Below are 22,296 nucleotides of genomic sequence, written 5' to 3' on the forward strand. Positions count from 1 at the left end.
AGGCCTGATGTTTGCAGGGTAGCATGCCTGCCACGACCAGAAATGCGTAAGGTTTGGTGATTTATTCAGTTGCCAAACCCGCTTGAGTATTGAGATAATTTTCAGTCTGACTCTCGCAATATCTTATGAGGTTTCAGTTCATGTCCTGCTGCGCTGAGTGTCTGCGAAGCGGGTTTACCATTAACGAATAGTCTTAGTAGTACCGAAAAAATGGCAGAGAAACGCAATATCTTTCTGGTTGGGCCTATGGGTGCCGGAAAAAGCACTATTGGGCGCCAGTTAGCTCAACAACTCAATATGGAATTTTACGATTCTGATCAAGAGATTGAGAAACGAACCGGAGCTGATGTGGGCTGGGTCTTCGATGTAGAAGGTGAAGACGGCTTCCGTGATCGCGAAGAAAAAGTCATCAACGAGTTGACGGAAAAACAGGGTATTGTGCTGGCAACTGGCGGTGGCTCTGTTAAATCACGTGAAACACGTAACCGTCTTTCCGCGCGTGGCGTCGTGGTCTATCTTGAAACGACAATTGAAAAACAACTTGCGCGAACTCAACGTGACAAGAAACGCCCGCTGCTGCAGGTAGAATCGCCGCCTCGTGAAGTTCTGGAAGCGTTGGCTGACGAACGCAATCCTCTGTACGAAGAGATTGCTGACGTGACCATTCGCACCGACGATCAGAGCGCAAAAGTCGTAGCAAACCAGATTATTCATATGTTGGAAAGCAACTAACTCTGGCTGAATACACACTCGTCTGCGGGTACAAGTAACTAAGGTGGATGTCGCGTAATGGAGAGGATCACAGTCACTCTCGGGGAACGTAGTTACCCTATCACCATCGCGGCTGGTTTGTTTAATGAGCCAGCTTCATTCTTACCGCTGAAATCGGGCGATCAGGTTATGTTGGTAACCAACGAAACCCTGGCTCCCCTTTATCTCGATAAGGTTCGCGGCGTACTTGAACAGGCGGGTGTTAACGTTGATAGCGTTATCCTTCCCGATGGCGAGCAGTATAAAAGCCTGACGGTTCTGGATACGGTTTTCACTGCGTTACTGCAAAAACCGCACGGTCGTGATACCACGTTAGTCGCACTTGGCGGCGGCGTGATAGGCGATCTGACCGGTTTTGCGGCAGCCAGCTATCAGCGTGGTGTTCGTTTTATTCAAGTCCCGACAACTCTGTTGTCGCAGGTCGACTCCTCCGTTGGCGGCAAAACCGCCGTAAACCATCCCCTCGGTAAAAACATGATTGGCGCGTTTTACCAACCGGCGTCCGTGGTGGTGGATCTCGATTGTCTGAAAACGCTTCCTGCGCGTGAGCTGGCATCGGGGCTGGCGGAAGTGATCAAATACGGCATCATCCTTGACGGTGAATTTTTCAGTTGGCTGGAAGAAAATCTGGATGCGTTATTGCGTCTGGATGGTCCGGCGATGGCGTACTGTATTCGTCGTTGTTGTGAGCTGAAAGCAGAAGTTGTCGCAGCGGACGAGCGTGAAATGGGCTTACGTGCTTTACTGAATCTGGGACACACGTTTGGCCATGCGATCGAAGCTGAAATGGGTTATGGCAATTGGTTACATGGTGAAGCCGTTGCAGCAGGTATGGTAATGGCTGCTCGTACGTCAGAACGTCTTGGACAGTTTACCTCCGCTGATACGCAGCGCATCATTACGCTGCTGCAGCGAGCGGGCTTGCCGGTCAATGGACCGCGTGAAATGTCCAGCGAGGCTTATCTGCCGCACATGCTGCGAGATAAAAAAGTGTTAGCGGGAGAGATTCGTTTAGTGCTTCCGCGGGCTATAGGGAAGAGTGAAGTGCGCGGCGGAGTGTCGCACGAGGTGGTTCTTAACGCTATTGCTGATTGCCAGCCGGCGTAACAACAAGAAAGGTCTGGCTTGCGTTGCGAAACGTAGGTCTTTTAGCTTCAGGTTATGTGCAAAGTCGTAAGCATTAACCTTTGAGTGGGGTGTTAAATGGATGAATTCAAACCAGAAGACGAGCTGAAACCCGATCCCAGCGATCGTCGTACTGGTCGTTCTCGTCAATCGTCTGAACGCGATAATGAGCCGCAAATCAATTTTGATGATGTTGATCTGGATGCTGACGATCGCCGTCCTGCGCGCGCACGTAAAGAGCGTGAAGAAGAACGGGACATTGAAGAAGAGTATGAGTCTGATGACGATGACGTGGATGAAGAGCGTGTAGAACGCCGTCCGCGCAAGCGTAAGAAACCCGCCAGCAAGCCTGCCTCTCGTCAGTATATGATGATGGGGGTCGGTGTCCTGGTGCTGTTGCTGCTGATCATCGGTATCGGTTCTGCGCTGAAAGCCCCCTCATCATCTCCCAGTGAGCAGGCTGGATCTGGCGAGAAGAGCATCGATCTTTCTGGCAACAACGCGACGGATCAGGCGAGCACGACTACGCCTGCAACAGACGCTGAGCAGACCGCTGGCAATACCCAGCAGGATGTTTCCTTACCGCCGATTTCTTCTACCCCAACTCAAGGTCAGACACCTGCGGCAACTGAAGGCCAGCAGCGTGTTGAAGTGCAGGGCGATCTGAACAACGCTCTGACGCAACCGCAAGGCCAGGAGCAGGTTAACAATGTAGTGGTTAACTCTACGCTGCCGACCGAACCTGCGACCGTTGCGCCAGTTCGTAATGGTAATGCTGTGCGCCAGACTGCGAAAACGGAAACGGCTGAACGCCCTGCTGCGACACACCAGGAACGTAAACAGGCTGTTATTGAGCCGAAGAGCAAACCGCAAACTACGGTGAAAGCGACGCAGACAGAGCCGAAACCTGTTGCTCAGGCAAAACCCACTGCAACTGCGCCGACGACCACAACCAAAGCACCTGTGGTTACCGCTACGCCGAAGGCGACCGTTGAGCCGAAAGCAACCGCGACTACAACGCCTGCGCCAACTGCGACGGCAACAACGTCAACACCTGTTGCTGGTGGAGCGAAAAGTGCAGGAAATGTCGGAGCGTTAAAATCTGCGCCGTCCAGTCATTACACGCTGCAACTCAGCAGTTCTTCTAATTACGACAACCTCAACGGTTGGGCGAAGAAAGAAAACCTGAAGAACTACGTGGTGTATCAGACGACGCGTAACGGTCAACCGTGGTATGTTCTGGTAACAGGCGTGTATGCGTCTAAAGAAGATGCGAAACGTGCAGTGTCTACGTTACCCGCCGATATTCAGGCGAAAAATCCGTGGGCAAAACCGCTGCACCAGGTTCAGGCCGATTTGAAGTAAGATAGGATATGTTCTGCAATGGTTTGCTGTTTCGCCCAATTGCGGGACAAAGACTAAAGCGCAGGATGCTGTCGGAGCTTTCTCCACAGCCGGAGAAGGTGTAATTAGTTAGTCAGCATGAAAAAAAATCGCGCTTTTTTGAAATGGGCAGGGGGAAAATACCCCCTGCTTGATGATATCAAACGGCATTTACCTCAGGGTGAATGCCTGATTGAACCTTTCGTTGGTGCCGGGTCGGTGTTTCTCAACACCGACTTTTCTCGTTATATTCTTGCCGATATCAACAGCGACCTCATCAGTCTCTATAACATCGTGAAGACACGTACCGATGAGTATGTGCAGGCTTCGCGTGAGCTGTTTATGCCTGAAACTAATCAGGCTGAGGTGTACTATCGGTTCAGAGAAGAATTTAATGCCAGTCAGGATCCGTTCCGCCGTGCAGTACTGTTCTTGTATCTGAACCGCTTTGGTTACAACGGATTGTGCCGTTATAACCTGCGCGGCGAGTTTAATGTACCGTTTGGTCGTTATAAAAAACCTTACTTCCCGGAAGCCGAGTTGTACCATTTTGCTGAAAAAGCGCAGAATGCGGAGTTCCATTGTCTCTCCTATGAAGAGTGTATGGACCGTGCGGATAGCAACTCTGTGGTCTATTGTGACCCGCCTTATGCACCGCTTTCGGCGACGGCAAATTTCACCGCGTATCATACCAACAGCTTTAGCCCAAAAGAGCAGGCGCATCTGGCCGAGATGGCAGAAAAGCTGGTCAGTAAGCAGATCCCGGTGTTAATTTCGAACCATGACACGCCCGATACCCGCGAATGGTACCGATCGGCGAAACATTTTCAGGTCAAAGTGCGGCGCAGCATTAGCAGCAATGGCGGCACGCGTAAAAAGGTGAACGAACTGCTGGCACTGTATAAACCAGGAGTTGTAACGCCTGCGAAGAAATAATTCTCAAGGAGAAGCGGATGAAACAGTATTTGATCGCCCCCTCAATTCTGTCGGCTGATTTTGCCCGCCTGGGTGAGGACACCGCGAGAGCGCTGACTGCCGGTGCCGATGTCGTACACTTCGATGTCATGGACAATCACTACGTACCGAACCTGACCATCGGCCCGATGGTACTGAAATCGCTGCGTAAATATGGCATTACTGCCCCGATTGACGTTCATCTGATGGTGAAACCGGTCGATCGTATTGTCCCGGACTTCGCCGCCGCCGGCGCGAGCATCATTACTTTTCACCCGGAAGCCTCCGAGCATGTCGATCGCACTTTACAGCTGATCAAAGAGCATGGCTGTAAAGCGGGCCTGGTGTTTAACCCGGCAACACCGCTGAGCTATCTGGACTACGTCATGGATAAGCTCGATGTGATCCTGCTGATGTCCGTTAACCCAGGCTTTGGCGGGCAGTCCTTTATCCCACAAACGCTGGATAAGCTGCGCGAAGTGCGTCGTCGTATTGATGAATCTGGCTACGATATCCGCCTTGAAGTGGACGGCGGCGTCAAGGTGAACAACATTGGTGAAATCGCGGCGGCGGGTGCAGATATGTTTGTCGCAGGCTCTGCTATTTTCGACCAACCAGACTACAAAAAAGTCATTGATGAAATGCGCAATGAACTGGCGAAGGTAAGTCATGGATAAGTTTCAGGATATTCGGGGCGTTGCATTTGACCTCGACGGTACGCTGGTCGACAGCGCGCCGGGATTAACCGCAGCGGTGGATATGGCGCTGTATGCGCTGGAACTGCCGATTGCCGGTGAAGAACGCGTTATCACCTGGATTGGCAACGGTGCAGATGTACTGATGGAGCGCGCGCTGGCGTGGTCGCGTCAGGAGCGCGCCACACTACGTAAGACAATGGGTAAACCGCCCGTTGATGATGATATCCCAGCCGAAGAACAGGTGCGTATTTTGCGTAAGCTGTTCGACAGATACTACGGCGATGTCGCAGAAGAGGGGACATTCCTGTTCCCTGATGTTGCCGACACGCTGGGCGCGATGCATGCGAAAGGATTGCCGCTGGGTCTGGTGACCAACAAACCGACCCCGTTTGTCGCGCCATTGCTTGAGGCGTTAGATATCGCCAAATACTTTAGCGTGGTCATCGGTGGTGACGACGTGCAGAATAAAAAACCGCATCCGGATCCGCTACTGCTGGTAGCAAGCAAGCTTGGCATCAAGCCTGAGCAATTGCTCTTCGTAGGGGATTCACGTAATGATATTCAGGCGGCAAAAGCTGCTGGCTGTCCGTCCGTTGGTCTGACTTATGGCTACAACTACGGCGAGTCGATCGCGCTGAGCCAACCCGACGTTATTTACGACCGTATTAATGAACTACTGCCCGTTCTCGGGCTTCCGCATAGCGAAAATCAGGAATCAAAAAATGACTAAGCCCATCGTTTTTAGTGGCGCACAGCCCTCAGGTGAATTGACCATTGGCAACTATATGGGTGCGCTGCGTCAGTGGGTGAGCATGCAGGATGACTACCATTGCATCTACTGCATCGTTGACCAACATGCCATCACCGTTCGTCAGGATGCTCAGCAGTTGCGTAAAGCAACGCTCGATACGCTGGCGCTGTATCTGGCATGCGGTATCGATCCTGAAAAAAGCACCATTTTCGTCCAGTCTCATGTACCGGAACACGCACAGTTAGGTTGGGCGCTGAACTGCTACACCTATTTCGGCGAGCTGAGCCGTATGACCCAGTTCAAAGATAAATCCGCACGCTATGCGGAGAACATCAACGCCGGTCTGTTTGATTATCCGGTGCTGATGGCGGCAGACATCCTGCTGTATCAGACCAACCAGGTACCGGTTGGCGAAGATCAGAAACAGCATCTGGAACTAAGCCGCGATATCGCCCAGCGCTTCAACGCCCTGTATGGCGACATCTTCAAAGTGCCTGAGCCGTTCATTCCTAAATCCGGTGCGCGCGTAATGTCGCTGCTGGAGCCGACGAAGAAAATGTCTAAGTCGGATGACAACCGCAACAACGTGATCGGCCTGCTGGAAGATCCGAAATCCGTGGTTAAGAAAATCAAACGTGCGATGACCGACTCCGAAGAGCCGCCTGTTGTACGCTACGACGTGCAGAATAAAGCGGGTGTTTCCAACCTGCTGGATATCCTCTCTGCCGTTACCGGCCAGAGCATTCCGGAGCTGGAACAACACTTTGAAGGCAAGATGTATGGTCATCTGAAAGGTGAAGTCGCAGAGGCCGTTTCCGGCATGCTGACCGAGCTTCAGGAGCGTTATCACCGTTTCCGTAACGATGAAGCTTTCCTGCAGCAGGTGATGAAAGATGGCGCTGAAAAAGCCAGCGCACGCGCGTCTGTTACGCTGAAAGCGGTTTACGAAGCGATTGGTTTTGTCGCCAAGCCGTAATGCGCTCTGCGTTGCTGAAGAAACCGGGTTCTACCCGGTTTTTTTTCGCCTGTTCGCTGGCGAATCTCAAAAAAATATGAAGCGCCTCGCCGTTTGCATATTTCCTTATATCAATCAATTTAATGAAGATATAAATATTCAATTTACTGAAGATATAAAATGCGTCGGATATTTATCAAGAGAGAGGAGGGACTGACAACCCTGGCCCGCTACCTGCTCGGCGAGAAGTGCGGTAGCGTGTGAATGAGCATCAAACCAATAAATAAAAAAAACCGGGGATTTCCCGGTTTTTTTGTATCTGCGCAATCGCTTCTGTTACAGATCTGCAGCCGGGCCACAGCCACCAATAATTTTAGAAATAGAAATTGCCGGATGCAGGAAGTAATCGTAGGTGCAGTTATCTTTTTTGTTATCAACATGACCAGTACACGCGGTCAGCGTAGCCAGAACACCAGCAACGATAGTGATTTTTGCAAATTTCAGCATGTTAAAATCCTTGTAAGATATCTATTTTTAAATGGATGAAATCCATTTCTCGGCGGTTAAGATATCAACTAAAATAAACTTAAAGTAGTCCGGATTAGGACATAACAAGTTTTATATAAAATATGCTTTTAATGAATTTAAATGTTTTAAAAATACATTTAATTAATGATTGACGGTTGGGCTACTGAGGCGAGTATATAGCGTATGTCGGTTATTTATTTTTATCGGAAGATAAATAAATGCCCTGAATATGAACTGTCCAACTTTATGGGGACAGTCTAATATCAGGGCATTTTTCAGCGTTCAATTAATGGTTCGAGAACCAGTTCAGCTTATCGCGTAGTCCAACCACGCGGCCGACGATAATCAGCGCTGGGCTTTCAACCTGCTGCGCCAGTTCTCCGAGTTGCGAAAGCACCCCGTTAACAACGCGTTGCTTCACGGAGGTACCGTTTTCTACCAGCGCGACAGACATATCGGGTTGCATGCCGAATTCGATCAGTTTTTCCTGGATAGTCGCCGCCTGATTGAGGCCCATGTAGAACACCAGCGTCTGTTTCTCTGCCGCCAGGTTTTCCCAGTCCAGCTCGCCGCCGGTTTTCAGGTGCCCGGTGACCAGACGTACACTCTGGGCGTAATCACGATGGGTCAGTGGAATGCCGGAATAGGCGGAACAACCGGATGCTGCGGTAATACCTGGCACAACGGAGAATGGAATACCGGCATGGCACAGGGTTTCCAGCTCTTCGCCACCACGGCCAAAGATGAACGGGTCGCCACCTTTCAGGCGCACGACGCGTTTGCCCTGTTGCGCTTCACGCAGCAGGATCTGGTTAATTTCTTCCTGCGGAACACAGTGGTAGCCCGCGCGTTTACCGACGAACACCCGGTCGGCATCGCGGCGTACAAGGTTCATGATGTCGTCGGATACCAGACGGTCATAAACCACGACATCCGCTTGCTGGATCTGCTGTAGACCTTTCAGCGTCAGCAGCCCGGCATCGCCAGGACCGGCGCCAACCAGCACTACTTCGCCTCGATGGTCCAACGGTTCGCTGAGCAACTGCTCGGTGGTTTCCTCGACGGCTTTCTGGTCACTGTTCGCCAGCGATTGCGCCAGGCGGTCATTCACGAACAATTTTTCCCAGAAGCGGCGACGTTCACCCATGCTGGCAAACTGTACTTTCACTCGGGCGCGTAACTTGCCTGCATATTGCGCGACCTGGCCCAGATGCTGAGGCAGCACAGATTCAAGTCTTTCACGTAGCAGACGGGCAAGCACCGGCGATGTACCGCCGGAGGAGACCGCCACCATCAGCGGCGAGCGGTCGATAATGGAGGGCATGATAAAACTGGCTGCTTTTGGCGCATCGACCACGTTGCAGAAAATACGACGTGATTCTGCGGCGGTGCTAACGCTTTGGTTGACGGCATCGTCATCGGTGGCGGCAATAGCCAGCCAGCAGGTGTCGAGCAGGGACTCGTCGAACGGTCCCTCAACCAGCGTCAGCATGCCTTCATCTGCCCATACGGTGAACTGCGGAATAAACGCCAGCGCATTAACCGTTATACGGGCGCCCGCTTCCAGCAGTAACCGCGCTTTGCGTTCTGCGACATCACCACCGCCGACGATCAAGCAGTCGCGGTCACGTAGTTGACAAAATATAGGCAAATGATCCACGACATTACCCCTTAATTATTGGCAGTAGCCTCTGGCTGGTTGATTTTTGCCGGAGCAGGACGCTCCGATTTTGGCGTAGCATACCAATAACCCAATCCCATGAATACGACACCGGACAAAGTATTACCGAGTGTCACCCACAACAGGTTATGACCAATTCCTGACAGGGTATAGGCTTCGCTGTGGTGGCCGAACCAGGAGAGGGCAAACAGCGTCATGTTGGCAACCGAGTGCTCGTAACCGGAAGCGATAAACGCCAGTAGACACCACCAGATAGCGAGGAATTTTGCTGCGCCCTCGGTACGAATTGCCATCCAGATTGCCAGACAAACCAACCAGTTACACAGTGCGCCTTTAAAGAACAGCACCGTTGCTGGCGCGGTAGTTTTTGCCAACGCCACCGAATGGACGATGCTGGTATCGACCGGCAGCAGGCTACCGCCGCCCCAACTATAAAGCAGAGCGACAAACACGGATCCGACCAGATTACCCAGCCAGGTTTGCGGCAGAATAGCCCACATCTGACCGTGACTGATGGTGCCCGCTTTGACGCCGAGCGTCAGGAACATGGTGTGACCGGTAAACAGTTCCGAACCGGCAATAATGACCAGCGTTAAAGCGATACCAAAGGTTGCACCCATTACCAGAGGACGAACGGACGGGTCGAGCAGATTACCGAGGGTGAAAATAAGAATGATGCCGAGACCGACGTAGGCCCCCGCCATTGCCGAACTGACCCAGAATCCGAGCGGGTTATTAGCCGACAGGCGTGCGATGCGCGCAGCGTTAGCCGCACACTTATTAATAGTGTCTGTGAACATGTGTTGATTATCCTTGAAGTACAAACAATAAAAAGAAATCGTAACCGTAGGCCTGATGGCGCTACGCTTATCAGGCCCACAAATAAAAGACCTACAAATACGTCAAAAAAGGGGAGGCGTTGCGCCTCCCAAAAAGTTATTAACCGCGCAGTTGCACCGTGCCGTCTTTCACTCGCGCTTCGTAATGTTTCACGGAGAACTGTTCGTCTTCCATGCACAGACCGTCGCTTAAGCGAAAGCGCTGTTTTTTCAGCGGGCTGGCGACCCACAATTCGCCCTGATGTTCAGCAATCAGCCCACGAGAAAGCACGCTGGATTCAAAGAATGGGTCGATGTTGCTGATCGCAAACACTTGGTCGCTGTGATACGGGCGGAAAATCGCAACTTGCTCGCTACCTAACAGGGCGCAGACGCCTGTTGCAGGCAGAATGTCATCGATTTTGCAGATGTTTTTCCACTGGCTCATGCGTTTTCCTCCACCAGAGTCACCGGGATACGCTCATAGGGCGTGGCCGGACGATGTTGTTCACGTTCAGGCACAACCTGGACATTCGGATCGCGTTGATCGCTGTTGATAAAGTGTTTGAAGCGAACCTGTGCGGATGGGGTGTTAACTGTCTCTGTCCACTCGCAGACCACTGCTTCACGCAGACGGGCCATCTCTTCTTCCAGGTGCTGGTTCAGCCCCAGTTTGTCGTCGATGATGACCGATTTCAGATATTCGATACCGCCTTCCAGGTTGTCTAACCATGGTGCGGTTCGGGTCAGTTTGTCGGCGGTACGGATGTAGAACATCATGAAACGATCAAGGTATTTGAGCAGCGTTTCGCGGTCGATATCCGCTGCCAGCAGGTCTGCATGACGAGGTTTCATCCCGCCGTTACCGCAAACGTACAAGTTCCAGCCTTTCTCAGTGGCGATGATACCCACGTCTTTGCCCTGAGCTTCCGCACATTCACGGGTACAGCCGGAGACGCCGAATTTCATTTTGTGCGGGGTACGAATGCCTTTGTAGCGGTTTTCCAGCTCCACGCCGAATCCGACGCTATCGCCGACGCCATAACGGCACCAGGTACTGCCTACGCAGGTTTTCGCCATCCGCAGCGCTTTGGCGTATGCGTGACCGGTTTCAAAGCCCGCTTCAATCAGCTGACGCCAGATTTCCGGCAGGTCATCTTTTTGCGCGCCGAACAGGCCGATACGCTGAGAACCGGTGATTTTGGTATACAGGTTAAATTCACGCGCGATACGGCCCACGGCCACGAGGCCTTCAGGAGTAATTTCTCCGCCCGCAGAGCGCGGGATCACGGAGTAGGTACCGTCTTTCTGGATATTCGCCAGGAAGTTGTCGTTAGTGTCCTGCAGCGGCGTGTGCTGTGGTTTGAGGATGTACTCATTCCAGCAGGAGGCCAGCAGGGAACCTACGGTTGGTTTACACACTTCACAGCCGTAGCCTTTCCCGTGTTTTGCCAGCAGCTCTTCGAAGGTTTTAATTCCTTCTACACGGATCAGATGGAACAGTTCCTGACGCGAGTACGGGAAGTGTTCACACAGGTTGTTGTTAACTTCGATCCCCTGTTTCGCCAGTTCAGCGTTCAGGACCTGCGTTACCAACGGGATACATCCGCCGCAGCCGGTACCAGCTTTGGTTTCAGCTTTCAGCGCCGCAACGGTGTGGCAGCCTTTGTTGATAGCGGCGATCAGCATGCCTTTGGTGACGTCGAAGCAGGAGCAAATCTGCGCGCTGTCCGGCAGTTTATCGACACCGATAGACGGCTTACCGCTGCCCGCGTGAGCTGGCAGAATCAGTGAGTCTGGGTTTTCCGGCAGTTCGATGGCGTTCAGCACCAGCTGCAGCAGGTTGCCGTAATCGCTGGTGTCACCGACTAAAACCGCCCCGAGCAGGGTTTTGTTATCTTCGCTAACGATGAGGCGTTTGTAGACTTCTTTGCTTTCGTCGAGATAGACGTAGCTACGGGCGCCCGGCGTGCGCGCATGCGCGTCGCCAATCCCGCCGACGTCAACACCAAGCAGCTTCAGCTTGGCGCTCAGATCCGCGCCTTCAAAGGCGTTTTCGGTTTCGAGAATATGGTCAACGGCAACCTGCGCCATTTTGTAGCCTGGAGCGACCAGGCCATACACGCGGTTGTTCCAACTGGCGCATTCGCCGATGGCATAGATGTCCGGATCAGAAGTCTGGCAAGTATCGTTAATCACAATACCACCGCGCGGCGCAACGTCGAGGCCGCATTGGGTGGCCAGTTTGTCGCGTGGGCGAATACCGGTAGAAAAGACGATGAAATCGACTTCCAGTTCGCTACCGTCGGCAAAACGCATAGTTTTGCGCGCTTCGGTGCCTTCCTGGACGATCTCTTTAGTGTTTTTGCTGGTGTGGACACGCACGCCCATGCTTTCAATTTTGCGACGTAACTGCTCGCCACCCATGTGATCCAGCTGTTCGGCCATCAGCATCGGGGCAAATTCAATCACGTGGGTTTCAACGCCGAGGCTTTTCAGCGCACCGGCGGCTTCCAGACCCAGCAGGCCACCGCCGACGACGGCACCACGTTTGCTACGGCGCGCGCAAGACTCAATGGCGTTGAGGTCTTCGATGGTGCGGTAAACGAAGCAGTCTTGGGTTTCCGAACCTTTAATCGGTGGGATCCACGGATAAGAGCCTGTCGCCATGATCAGCTTATCGTAATAGACCGTACGACCCGCGCTGGAGTGGATCACCTTCTCCTGGCGGTTGATGGTGATTGCGCGCTCGCCCACTAACACCTTAACGCCATGCTTCTCGTAGAATCCTTCACGCACCAGAGAAAGTTCTTCGGCGGTGTGGTGGGAGAAGTAGGACGACAGGTGGACACGGTCGTACGCTTTGCGGGGTTCTTCACAGAAGACGGTAATATCAAAATTGGCAGCGTCGGATTTATCAAGAAGATCCTCAATAAAGCGATGGCCGACCATACCATTACCGATAATAGCGAGTCTGACTTTGCTCATTTTTGCCTCGATTTCTTTTCTATTACTGCCTACCTTAACGATTCAGCAACCCCGCTTATTGATGCAAATCAAATTCGCCTTTATATACTCCTTAAGAGGTATATAGCTGATTTAACTGCATTTTTATAAGTTACGGAATTAACAGGCTTTTCGTGTTTGTATAAATAGCGTACAAATTAAGGGGTTTTTGTAAGAATTGGCCTACAGCACCAGAGAAAGAAGAGGGCGCGGGAATAGGCCGGAGGGCGTCTGCGCCTTATCCGGCCTACGAACAGCTTGTCTTGTAGGCCAGATAAGATGCGTTAGCATCGCCATCCGGCACTCAAATTAATGCGTTGCGGGTGCGTTATGCTGGCGATGACGCGTGACGAACCCAAGAATAAAGCACATCACGAATACGACCGCATACAAGCCGTTAGCCGTCTGCAATGCCGCCAGCGGACCGCTGTGCGCCACGATAGGGCCAGTGACCACGAAAGTGAGCATAGTACCGATGGTGCCACAGGTTAGAACGAAGTTAACCAGTTTAGGTGATGCGACCTTCGTCTGCTGGGAGCCGAGGGTAATGATGGTGGTATAAATCGCGCTGGAGAAGAAGCCCAACGTCAGAATGAACCACGGCATATGCTCCGGCGTACCGGTGATAAACAGATACATCAGGACGGTAGCCACACCCGCCAGTACGGTCAGGATGCGCTGCAAATCGAAGAAACGCAGGATAAAGCTAAATGCCCACATGCCAACCATGTAAGACATCCAGAAGTCGCTGACCAGTTTACCTGCGTCGTTCAGGCTCATGCCCAGACTTTTGGCGTATTCCGGCACCCAGGAGATAAAGCCCAACTGACCGAGGATGTAGCACAGCGCGGCGATCGCCAGGAACAGCACGCCAATGCCCCATTTTTCTTTTACCACAGGCGCGTCCGGTTGCTGCGCGTGTTTACCCAGCGCCGGGAATTCGCAACCGAAGGTCAGCAGGAAAATGGCGACGTATACCAGGCCGATGCAGGCATAAACCCAATACCATTCGATGCTGCGCGCTAACAGGAATGCTGCCACCATCGGGAAAATCATGCCGGCCATGCTGAAGAAGGAATCAGTAAACAGCAGGCGGGAACCGCGCTGGCGACCTTCGTACATCTGAGTCACCAGGAACGTACCAATCGACATGGTGATACCGCTCACCAGACCCAGTACAAACATGGCGGCTGAGAACAAGGCCAGGCTATGGCTGAGCATCAGTCCGGCGACCGCCAGAACCATCAGGATAAAGCCAAAGCGCAACTGGGTTTTCAGTGGCACAATTTCCATCAGCCATGCATTCAGAAAAATAGAGATCAGAATGCCGGCATTCAGAAAGGTGAAGGTGTTACTCATACTGGAAACGGGCAAATGGAAGTAATCTGCGATGTTTCCCATCACCATCCCGGTGACAATTACCAACGCGCCTGTCAGGGCGTAGGAGAGAAAGCTAATCCATGTGAGCTTGATGCGATTGCTGTTAGTCATGACTGGCCTGTATAGAAGTGTTAGGCGCATTGACTGCGCCGTGAGCGGGCAGATTTTAGGCGCTTTAGTGATGCATTTAAATGTTTATTGGTAATTACTTGCTACGTTACATTTTTTTATGTGATCTAGATCGCATTGAATCTTGAGGCTATAAGGTTACATTTGTTTCAAGTACGTAAAATTAAGTAAAGGGATGGCCTTGTTCTTGAAGGCTCTTTAGAATCAATTCACTTGCTTCATTTCTGCTCTTGTTAAGGAATTCTCATGCTCAAATCGACTCTGGCGGCTGTTGCAGCTGTTCTCGCTCTTTCTGCTCTCTCTCCCGCAGCACTGGCAGCAAAAGGTGACCCGCATGTCCTGCTGACAACCTCTGCCGGTAACATTGAGCTGGAGCTGAACAGTCAGAAAGCCCCGGTTTCAGTGCAAAACTTTGTCGATTATGTCAACAGCGGTTTCTATAACAACACCACGTTCCACCGCGTGATCCCTGGCTTCATGGTGCAGGGCGGCGGTTTTACCGAGCAGATGCAGCAGAAGAAACCTAACCCGCCAATCAAGAATGAAGCTGATAACGGACTGCGTAATACCCGCGGCACGATTGCCATGGCGCGTACAGCAGATAAAGACAGCGCGACCAGCCAGTTCTTTATCAACATTGCAGACAATGCGTTCCTCGATCACGGCCAGCGCGACTTTGGGTACGCGGTCTTCGGTAAAGTTGTGAAAGGTATGGATGTCGCGGATAAGATCTCTCAGGTGCAGACCCATGATGTTGGTCCTTACCAGAATGTCCCGTCAAAACCGATTGTTATCCTGTCTGCCAAAGTCCTGCCGTAAACGTCTTTTGCGCGGGCAGTTCCTGTCCGCGTTCTTTCCCTTCTCTGCGTAACCTGAAATTGCCGCTTATACTTGTGGCAAGTGTCGGCTCATTCAGGGAGGTCACGTGAAAAAACTCACCGATAAACAAAAGTCCAGACTCTGGGAACAACGGCGAAATGCCAATTTCCAGGCCAGTCGGCGGCTGGAAGGCGTGGATATTCCACGGGTGACTTTGAGCACGGAAGACGCCCTGGCGCGTCTTGAAGAGTTGAGGGGGCACTATGAGCGATAAATTCGGTGATGGACGCGATCCCTATTTGTATCCGGGCCTGAATGTCATGCGTAACCGTCTGGGGATTCATCAGGCACAGCGCCTGGCGCAGGCGGCGTATGAACTGACGGCGCTGCGTGCGGCCACTATCGAATTAGGCCCGCTTAAACGGGGCTTGCCGCATCTGTGCGCCATTCATCGCCAACTGTATCGGGATATTTTTGACTGGGCGGGACATCTGCGAGAAGTGGATATTTACCAGGGCGATACCCGCTTTTGCCATTTCGCTTATATCGAGAAAGAGGGCAATGCGCTGATGCAGGACCTGGAAGACGAGTCCTGGTTGGTGGGGTTACCGGAAGATAAGTTTGTGGATCGTCTTGCGCACTATTATTGCGAAATCAACATGCTGCATCCGTTTCGTATTGGCAGCGGTCTGGCGCAGCGAATTTTTTTCGAACAGTTAGCGATTCATGCCGGGTATATATTGAGCTGGGATGACATTCCGGTTGAGGAGTGGAACCTGGCTAATCAGAGTGGGGCGATGGGTGACCTGTCTGCGCTTCGGGCGATATTTCGTAAAGTGGTAAGCGAAGCCCCGGAAACTGAGTAGAATAGCGCGGTTCTTATGTACCGGAGCCGCCATGATCCTGCTTATCGATAACTATGATTCTTTTACCTGGAACCTGTACCAATACTTCTGCGAACTGGGCGCTGATGTCCTTGTCAGGCGCAACGACGAACTGACGCTGGCGCAAATCGACGCGCTAAGCCCGCAAAAAATCGTAATATCCCCAGGCCCCTGCACGCCGGATGACGCTGGTATCTCATTGGATGTTATTCGTCATTTCGCGGGCAAGACGCCCCTGCTGGGTGTTTGTCTGGGACATCAGGCTATGGCGCAGACCTTTGGCGCGAAAGTGGTTCGGGCAGCTAAAGTGATGCACGGTAAAACCTCGCCAATTACGCATAACGGGCAGGGTGTTTTTCAGGGGCTCGCCAACCCATTAACGGTGACGCGCTACCATTCTCTGGTGGTTGCCCCCGCGACGCTTCCTGACTGCTTTGAGGTGACGGCCTGGAGTGAAACGCAGGAGATTATGGGCATTCGTCACCGCGAGTGGGATATGGAAGGTGTGCAGTTTCACCCGGAGAGTATTCTCAGCGAACAGGGGCATCAACTGCTGGCTAATTTCCTCAACCGGTGATTTGTGGTTGCTATTCAGTGATTTTTTATTCATATTTTGTGATTATAATTTCACTAACATTTCTGCTTAACAGGGTGGCAATGACATGGCAACTGAACAAACTGCAATTACGCGCGCGACATTCGATGAAGTTATTCTGCCGATTTATGCACCGGCTGAGTTTATCCCGGTAAAAGGAAAAGGGAGTCGAGTCTGGGATCAACAGGGCAAAGAGTATGTTGATTTCGCGGGCGGCATCGCAGTTACTGCACTAGGGCATTGCCATCCGGCCCTGGTGGAGGCGTTAAAAACCCAGGGTGAAACCCTGTGGCATACCAGCAACGTTTTCACCAACGAACCGGCGTTGCGCCTGGGCCGTAAAATCATTGATGCGACCTTCGCCGAGCGCGTGCTGTTCATGAATTCGGGTACCGAAGCTAACGAAACCGCCTTTAAGCTGGCGCGCCACTATGCCTGCGTGCGCCATAGCCCGTTCAAAACCAAAATCATTGCCTTCCATAATGCGTTTCACGGTCGTTCGCTGTTTACCGTGTCCGTCGGCGGGCAGCCGAAATACTCTGACGGCTTTGGACCAAAACCAGCGGATATCATCCATGTACCGTTTAACGATCTGCATGCGGTCAAAGCGGTGATGGACGATCACACCTGTGCGGTGGTGGTTGAGCCTATTCAGGGGGAAGGTGGCGTCACTGCGGCAACGCCGGAATTCCTGCAAGGTTTGCGTGAACTTTGCGACCAACACCAGGCGCTATTGGTATTGGATGAAGTGCAGAGCGGGATGGGCCGTACCGGCGATCTGTTTGCCTATATGCACTACGGCGTGACGCCGGATATCCTCACCAGCGCAAAGGCTCTCGGCGGCGGCTTCCCGGTGAGCGCGGTGCTGACCACCCAAGAGATTGCCTCCGCATTTCATGTGGGTTCGCACGGCTCCACTTACGGTGGCAATCCGCTGGCCTGCGCAGTTGCGGGGGCAGCGTTTGATGTCATCAACACGCCGGAAGTGTTGGAAGGTATTCAGGCCAAACGTCAGACGTTTGTCCAGCATTTGCACAAGATTGATCAACAGTTCGACATTTTCAGCGAGATTCGCGGGATGGGGCTGCTGATTGGCGCCGAGCTGAAGCCGCAGTTTAAAGGCCGAGCGCGCGATTTCCTGTATGCCGCCGCGCACGAAGGGGTGATGGTACTCAACGCCGGACCGGACGTGATGCGTTTCGCGCCGTCGCTGGTAGTTGAGCAGGCGGATATTGATGAAGGGATGCAGCGTTTCGCACAAGCGGTAGCGAAAGTCGTTGCCTGATTACCTGTTGCCGGATAAGCACAGCGCATCCGGTAGTCGATCCTAACCTTTCATGTCCCGCAGACGGCGGCTCAGCCAGATTCCGTGGTGCGGTCGCTGACGCCATGCTACCGACGAAATGGTGTGCATGGTGTTCAGATGCCCCAGTATCCGTTGCAGATGCTGCTCAAGGGTGCTTAACGGACCGTGGGATAGCATCTCTGGCGCTTCGAGAATATTCACATCGCCTGAGCTTCCCGGTCCGTCATATTCCAGCCGCTGCTGACAGCGCTGGAGCGCAATTTCACAGGATTCCAGATACCGCTGCGCTAAATCCGGCGTCAGCATTGTGTGTTCCCTTGCCAGTGTGGTCATCGCGTTGATGTGCTCGACGATGAACTGGCTGTGCGTGACCCACAGTTTCATGTCCGCCAGGTAGTGCGAGTTGAATCCTGGCTCCTGCATCGCCTGGTTCAGTGAGTTGAACAACGTGTTATGCGCCTGATTGACCCGCATGCGTTGGTACGCCAGCGGCGTGGCCTGCGGATCGTTGCTGAGGATCAGGCGAATGGCCTCCTGATCGGCTTCTAACGCATCATGGGCGTTCTTACGCAGCAGGCCGCTCTGCCACTGCGGCCACAGCCAGAGTGTACCGCCAAAGGCGATTAAGCAGCCAATAACCGTATCGACAAACCGCGGCACGATAAACTGTTCTCCGTTCAGCGTCAGCAGTTGCAGGGTGTATACCGCCGTGACCGTAAAACCGACGGTAGCCCAGCCGTAGTTTTTGCGCATGATCAGATAGCTACCCAGGGTAATCAGCAGCATGCCTGCCAGCGTGTAACCTTCCTGAATATGGAAGTGCAGGGTGACCCCGGCAATGACCAGTCCAACGAGCGTTCCTGCTGAACGGTGTAAAATACGTACCCGGGTTGCTCCGTAGCCATTTTGCGTGACGAACAGGATCGTCATCAAAATCCAGTAAGGCTTTGGCAGGTGTAAAGCGCTGCCCATCAGGCTGGCGATACTCAGCATGACGCTGATGCGCCCGGCATTACGTAGCGCCGGCGATTTCAACGACAGATAGTTTTTCAGGGCCGGGATCAGCGGCAACCGACGCTGCTTGTCCGCCATTAAATCTCGGGCGTACAGCGGTCGCTGGGTGCGTAGCACGCGGGCAATACGGCTGAAGTGCCAGTAGCAAAATTGTCCCACCGGATTGTCCGGATGCTGGTTGGCGATTTTCTCCAGCGTGCCAATCTGCTTGTCCATCGAGAAACGGGTCGGCAAGCGGTGATACAAAATATCATCGGCCAGTACCCGGAGGCGTTCGGCGACGGTGCGCGCATTCCAGCGAATCACCTGTTCGGCGTGGCTACGTTCGACCAGCTTTTGCACCTCTTCCGGCTGGTGAAGGCTGACGGAAATATGCTCCTGCAAATCCAGCGCCTCCTGAAAGGCACGCAGCAGGCGCTTGTAATCGTTGTTGCGATGCGCCGACAGCATATGCATTTGCTGGTAGCACTGGGTAATCAGATCCACCGCTTTCTGCTGGCGAACCAGCAGGGGAGGCAGCGCTTTTTCCGGATCGGCATGCTGGGTCAGCAGGCTGTACTTGGCCTCACAGTAATCGGCTAATTCACGGTACAACAAGCTGAGCGATTCACGGAGCGGCTGCTCGCGCCACATCCAGAACCAGAACCAGTTGAACAGGCCGTACCATAACGTGCCCAGCGCGTAGATCAGCAACGGTTCCCAGACGGGCATGTTCCCGACCAGGCTTAGCGTGAAAATCGCGGCGATAAGTGAGGCCGGTAACAGTCGGGCATGCAGAGGGCTTAGCTCGGCGGTTACGCCAAGAATTAGCGTCAGTCCGGTGAGGATAAGCGGCAGCGGTATGGCCTGTGCCAGCAGCAACTGCATGATCAGACTGCAACCGGCAAACAAAGACGCGCCAATAGCTAAACGTTTGAAAAAGCGCTTGTGCGGGGTATCAAGACCGGCAATGTTGCAGCAGGCAGGGACCAGGGAGAAGAGGAGTCCCAGATGAAGCTGACCGATGATCAGACCAACAGCCACAGGTAAACATAGCACCAGCGTCTGCCGTAGTGCGTAGTTGATCTCTGGGTGGTATATCAGTCTTCGCCACATCGGTGTAAACAAAAGTGGCGCATCACTGAGTAACGCGCCACTTCGATGGGGTTAACGGGTGCCGTAGACGACGATGGTCTTACCGTGTGCGGAGATCAGGTTTTGATCTTCCAGCATCTTCAGAATACGACCAACGGTCTCACGGGAGCAGCCAACGATCTGGCCGATTTCCTGACGGGTGATTTTAATCTGCATGCCGTCCGGGTGGGTCATCGCATCAGGCTGTTTCGCCAGATTCAGCAGAGTCTGCGCGATACGACCCGTTACGTCGAGGAAGGCAAGGTTGCCGACTTTTTCAGACGTGACCTGCAGGCGACGAGCCATCTGTGAAGACAGGCGCATCAGAATATCCGGGTTGACCTGGATTAATTGGCGAAATTTTTTGTATGAAATTTCAGCGACTTCACATGCGGTTTTGGCACGTACCCAGGCGCTACGTTCCTGACCTTCTTCGAAGAGGCCTAATTCACCAATAAAATCGCCCTGATTCAGATAAGAAAGGATCATTTCTTTCCCTTCTTCATCTTTGATCAGCACTGCCACTGAGCCTTTAACGATGTAATACAACGTTTCCGCTTTTTCACCCTGGTGAATCAGCGTGCTCTTCGATGGGTACTTATGAATATGGCAATGAGACAAGAACCATTCGAGAGTCGGGTCTGTTTGCGGTTTGCCAAGCACCATGCGCGGTTATCCTCTGTTATAAGCTGTCTCCAGAGCCAGAAAACGACGCTGCCTCTGGGTTTGCAAAAATATGCTTCCCGCTACCTGGGAAAGGGGCTGTCAAAAATTAACTGCAGCCTGTAATGTGATGTCCTCTGCATACATGCAGTACGTCAATGTATTACTGTAGCATCCTGACTGTTTTAGCATAGCTTTCGCCGTGTGTCTCCTGGTGTCTCGCTTCAGCATGACGCAGGTCGCCTTCCGTTGCGAGAATTGTTATGTACGCGTAATCTGTCAGGAAAATTGAAACATTGGAGTTACGAAATATGCAAGCGCGTGTAAAGTGGGTTGAGGGGTTAACCTTCCTCGGTGAGTCCGCCTCTGGCCACCAAATTTTGATGGACGGTAACTCCGGTGATAAAGCGCCGAGCCCGATGGAAATGGTATTAATGGCTGCGGGTGGTTGCAGCGCAATTGATGTGGTTTCGATCCTGCAAAAAGGCCGTCAGGATGTGACCAACTGCGAAGTGAAACTGACCTCAGAGCGTCGTGATGAAGCGCCGCGCCTGTTTACCCACATTAACCTGCATTTCATCGTAACGGGTAACGATCTGAAAGATGCGTCCGTTTCGCGCGCAGTCGATCTCTCTGCGGAAAAATATTGCTCTGTGGCGCTGATGCTGGAAAAGGCGGTGAACATTACCCACTCCTATGAAGTGGTTGCTGCTTCGTGATGTGATGCCTGATGGCGTTTCACTTATCAGGCCTACAGGATATAAACGCGTAGGCCGGATAAGGCATCAGCCGCCATCCGGCAAAATAACACCTTACTCTATCTTTTTGCCTTCCATCAGTCGCTGGACCAGCGGCAGCATAATCAATTCCATCGCCAGACCCATTTTCCCGCCCGGAACAACCAACGTATTGATATGGGAAATGAATGATCCCTGCAGCATGGCCAGTAGCCACGGGAAGTCGATCCCTTCCAGGTTCCGAAAATGAATCACGACAAAGCTTTCATCCAGGGATGGAATACTTTTGGCGGCAAAGGGGTTGGAGGTATCAACGGTCGGTACGCGCTGGAAGTTAATGTGCGTACGGGAAAACTGCGGCGTAATGTAATTGATGTAATCGTCCATTGAGCGCACCACCGAGTCCATCACCGCTTCGCGCGAGTGTCCCCGCTCGCTGGTATCGCGGGTCAGCTTCTGAATCCATTCCAGGTTCACGATCGGCACTACGCCAACCAGCAGATCGACATGCCGGGCCACGTTTTGCTGTGGGGTTACGACGCCGCCGTGCAGTCCTTCATAGAACAGGACATCCGTCGGTTCAGGCAGCGGCTGCCAGGGCGTAAATGTACCCGGAACCTGATTCCACGGTACGGCCTCATCGTAGGTGTGCAGATATTTTCGCGACTGACCTTTGCCCGTCTGGCCGTATTCGATGAAGGTTTGCTCCAGCAGACCGAAGTCATTAGCTTCGGGGCCGAAATAGCTGATATGCCGCCCGGCATCGCGCGCTTTGCGAATCGCCATGTCCATTTCCGGACGGGTATAACGATGAAAACTGTCACCTTCCACCTCGGCGGCGCGCAGATTTAACTGCGCGAAAATTTTACGAAACGCGAGGCTGGTGGTGGTGGTCCCCGCGCCGCTGGACCCTGTTACCGCAATCACCGGATGTTTGGCAGACATAACAACTCCATGAATAGGTTGAATTTTTATTATAGTCGGCC

Annotated in this window: 22 protein-coding genes and 1 pseudogene; 14 read left to right on the plus strand and 9 right to left on the minus strand. The window is 52.7% G+C overall.

All coding sequences use genetic code 11. The annotated features are described in order from the left end of the window. Positions 1-210: 210 nt before the first annotated feature. The 8 genes and pseudogenes from aroK to HVZ39_RS26515 form a co-directional block, all read left to right on the plus strand. A complete protein-coding gene (gene aroK / locus HVZ39_RS01585) occupies positions 211-732 on the plus strand; it encodes a shikimate kinase AroK (RefSeq protein ID WP_003023552.1) in 522 nt (173 codons plus the stop codon). Between the two features lie 57 nt (positions 733-789). Then, positions 790-1,878 carry a 3-dehydroquinate synthase gene (gene aroB / locus HVZ39_RS01590; protein WP_047358161.1) on the plus strand — a complete coding sequence of 363 codons (1,089 nt, stop codon included), beginning with the start codon at positions 790-792 and terminating at the stop codon, positions 1,876-1,878. Positions 1,879-1,974: 96 nt separating this feature from the next. After that, positions 1,975-3,261, plus strand: a complete 1,287-nt coding sequence (damX, locus tag HVZ39_RS01595) for a cell division protein DamX (RefSeq protein WP_181633157.1) — start codon at positions 1,975-1,977, stop codon at positions 3,259-3,261. 117 nt (positions 3,262-3,378) lie between these two features. Beyond that, on the plus strand, positions 3,379-4,215 hold the full coding sequence (gene dam / locus HVZ39_RS01600) for an adenine-specific DNA-methyltransferase (protein ID WP_016154786.1): 837 nt from the start codon (positions 3,379-3,381) through the stop codon (positions 4,213-4,215). A 17-nt stretch (positions 4,216-4,232) separates the two neighbouring features. Next, positions 4,233-4,910: a ribulose-phosphate 3-epimerase gene (gene rpe / locus HVZ39_RS01605; RefSeq protein WP_003023561.1), complete on the plus strand. Its 678-nt coding sequence runs from the start codon at positions 4,233-4,235 to the stop codon at positions 4,908-4,910. Next, positions 4,903-5,661, plus strand: a complete 759-nt coding sequence (gph, locus tag HVZ39_RS01610; protein WP_016154785.1) for a phosphoglycolate phosphatase — start codon at positions 4,903-4,905, stop codon at positions 5,659-5,661. Before rpe ends, gph begins: the two co-directional genes overlap by 8 nt. Further along, positions 5,654-6,658, plus strand: coding sequence for a tryptophan--tRNA ligase (trpS, locus tag HVZ39_RS01615; protein WP_016154784.1), 1,005 nt, complete (start codon positions 5,654-5,656; stop codon positions 6,656-6,658). Before gph ends, trpS begins: the two co-directional genes overlap by 8 nt. Positions 6,659-6,817: 159 nt before the next feature. Continuing rightward, positions 6,818-6,895, plus strand: a pseudogene (locus HVZ39_RS26515) (hypothetical protein); the annotation flags it as partial. 78 nt (positions 6,896-6,973) lie between these two features. Here HVZ39_RS26515 and HVZ39_RS01620 read toward each other — a convergent pair. From HVZ39_RS01620 to tsgA, 6 genes are all read right to left on the minus strand, one after another. Then, positions 6,974-7,144 carry a YhfL family protein gene (locus HVZ39_RS01620; RefSeq protein WP_016154783.1) on the minus strand — a complete coding sequence of 57 codons (171 nt, stop codon included), beginning with the start codon at positions 7,142-7,144 and terminating at the stop codon, positions 6,974-6,976. Positions 7,145-7,451: 307 nt separating this feature from the next. Beyond that, positions 7,452-8,825 carry a siroheme synthase CysG gene (cysG, locus tag HVZ39_RS01625; RefSeq protein WP_181633158.1) on the minus strand — a complete coding sequence of 458 codons (1,374 nt, stop codon included), beginning with the start codon at positions 8,823-8,825 and terminating at the stop codon, positions 7,452-7,454. Positions 8,826-8,836: 11 nt separating this feature from the next. Next, positions 8,837-9,646 carry a nitrite transporter NirC gene (gene nirC, locus HVZ39_RS01630; RefSeq protein ID WP_047501468.1) on the minus strand — a complete coding sequence of 270 codons (810 nt, stop codon included), beginning with the start codon at positions 9,644-9,646 and terminating at the stop codon, positions 8,837-8,839. 139 nt (positions 9,647-9,785) lie between these two features. Further along, on the minus strand, positions 9,786-10,112 hold the full coding sequence (nirD, locus tag HVZ39_RS01635) for a nitrite reductase small subunit NirD (RefSeq protein WP_016154780.1): 327 nt from the start codon (positions 10,110-10,112) through the stop codon (positions 9,786-9,788). Further along, positions 10,109-12,652, minus strand: a complete 2,544-nt coding sequence (gene nirB, locus HVZ39_RS01640; protein ID WP_016154779.1) for an NADPH-nitrite reductase large subunit — start codon at positions 12,650-12,652, stop codon at positions 10,109-10,111. The genes nirD and nirB overlap by 4 nt, the downstream gene beginning before the upstream one ends. A 327-nt stretch (positions 12,653-12,979) precedes the next feature. Continuing rightward, positions 12,980-14,161 (minus strand): MFS transporter TsgA, encoded by a 1,182-nt coding sequence (gene tsgA / locus HVZ39_RS01645; protein ID WP_016154778.1) that lies wholly within the window; start codon positions 14,159-14,161, stop codon positions 12,980-12,982. A gap of 264 nt (positions 14,162-14,425) precedes the next feature. Here tsgA and ppiA point away from each other — a divergent pair, with 264 nt between their 5' ends. The 5 genes from ppiA to HVZ39_RS01670 all read left to right on the plus strand — a co-directional run bounded on the left by ppiA (position 14,426) and on the right by HVZ39_RS01670 (position 17,762). Next, a complete protein-coding gene (gene ppiA / locus HVZ39_RS01650) occupies positions 14,426-14,998 on the plus strand; it encodes a peptidylprolyl isomerase A (protein WP_003023595.1) in 573 nt (190 codons plus the stop codon). A gap of 106 nt (positions 14,999-15,104) precedes the next feature. Then, entirely contained in the window at positions 15,105-15,272 is a 168-nt protein-coding gene (locus HVZ39_RS01655; protein ID WP_016157626.1) for a YhfG family protein, read from the plus strand. Next, the gene (locus HVZ39_RS01660) at positions 15,262-15,864 is read left to right on the plus strand and encodes a putative adenosine monophosphate-protein transferase Fic (protein WP_019078159.1); all 603 of its coding nucleotides are present in this window, start codon (positions 15,262-15,264) and stop codon (positions 15,862-15,864) included. Before HVZ39_RS01655 ends, HVZ39_RS01660 begins: the two co-directional genes overlap by 11 nt. Positions 15,865-15,895: 31 nt before the next feature. After that, positions 15,896-16,459 (plus strand): aminodeoxychorismate synthase component 2, encoded by a 564-nt coding sequence (gene pabA / locus HVZ39_RS01665; RefSeq protein ID WP_181633159.1) that lies wholly within the window; start codon positions 15,896-15,898, stop codon positions 16,457-16,459. Positions 16,460-16,544: 85 nt separating this feature from the next. Then, on the plus strand, positions 16,545-17,762 hold the full coding sequence (locus tag HVZ39_RS01670) for an aspartate aminotransferase family protein (protein WP_181633160.1): 1,218 nt from the start codon (positions 16,545-16,547) through the stop codon (positions 17,760-17,762). Between the two features lie 42 nt (positions 17,763-17,804). Here the strand turns inward: HVZ39_RS01670 and HVZ39_RS01675 are convergent, their stop codons facing one another. After that, positions 17,805-19,892, minus strand: a complete 2,088-nt coding sequence (locus HVZ39_RS01675) for a YccS/YhfK family putative transporter (RefSeq protein WP_016154774.1) — start codon at positions 19,890-19,892, stop codon at positions 17,805-17,807. 51 nt (positions 19,893-19,943) lie between these two features. Continuing rightward, entirely contained in the window at positions 19,944-20,576 is a 633-nt protein-coding gene (gene crp / locus HVZ39_RS01680) for a cAMP-activated global transcriptional regulator CRP (RefSeq protein ID WP_000242758.1), read from the minus strand. Positions 20,577-20,884: 308 nt separating this feature from the next. Here crp and HVZ39_RS01685 point away from each other — a divergent pair, with 308 nt between their 5' ends. Continuing rightward, complete coding sequence (locus tag HVZ39_RS01685) at positions 20,885-21,292, plus strand: OsmC family protein (RefSeq protein ID WP_016154773.1); 408 nt, start codon at positions 20,885-20,887, stop codon at positions 21,290-21,292. Positions 21,293-21,385: 93 nt separating this feature from the next. On the opposite strand, the gene HVZ39_RS01690 is transcribed toward HVZ39_RS01685, so the two are convergent. Beyond that, positions 21,386-22,255, minus strand: coding sequence for a phosphoribulokinase (locus tag HVZ39_RS01690; RefSeq protein WP_003827751.1), 870 nt, complete (start codon positions 22,253-22,255; stop codon positions 21,386-21,388). Positions 22,256-22,296: the final 41 nt, after the last annotated feature.

This window comes from Citrobacter sp. RHB35-C21, assembly GCF_013816515.1.
GTDB lineage: Bacteria > Pseudomonadota > Gammaproteobacteria > Enterobacterales > Enterobacteriaceae > Citrobacter > Citrobacter braakii.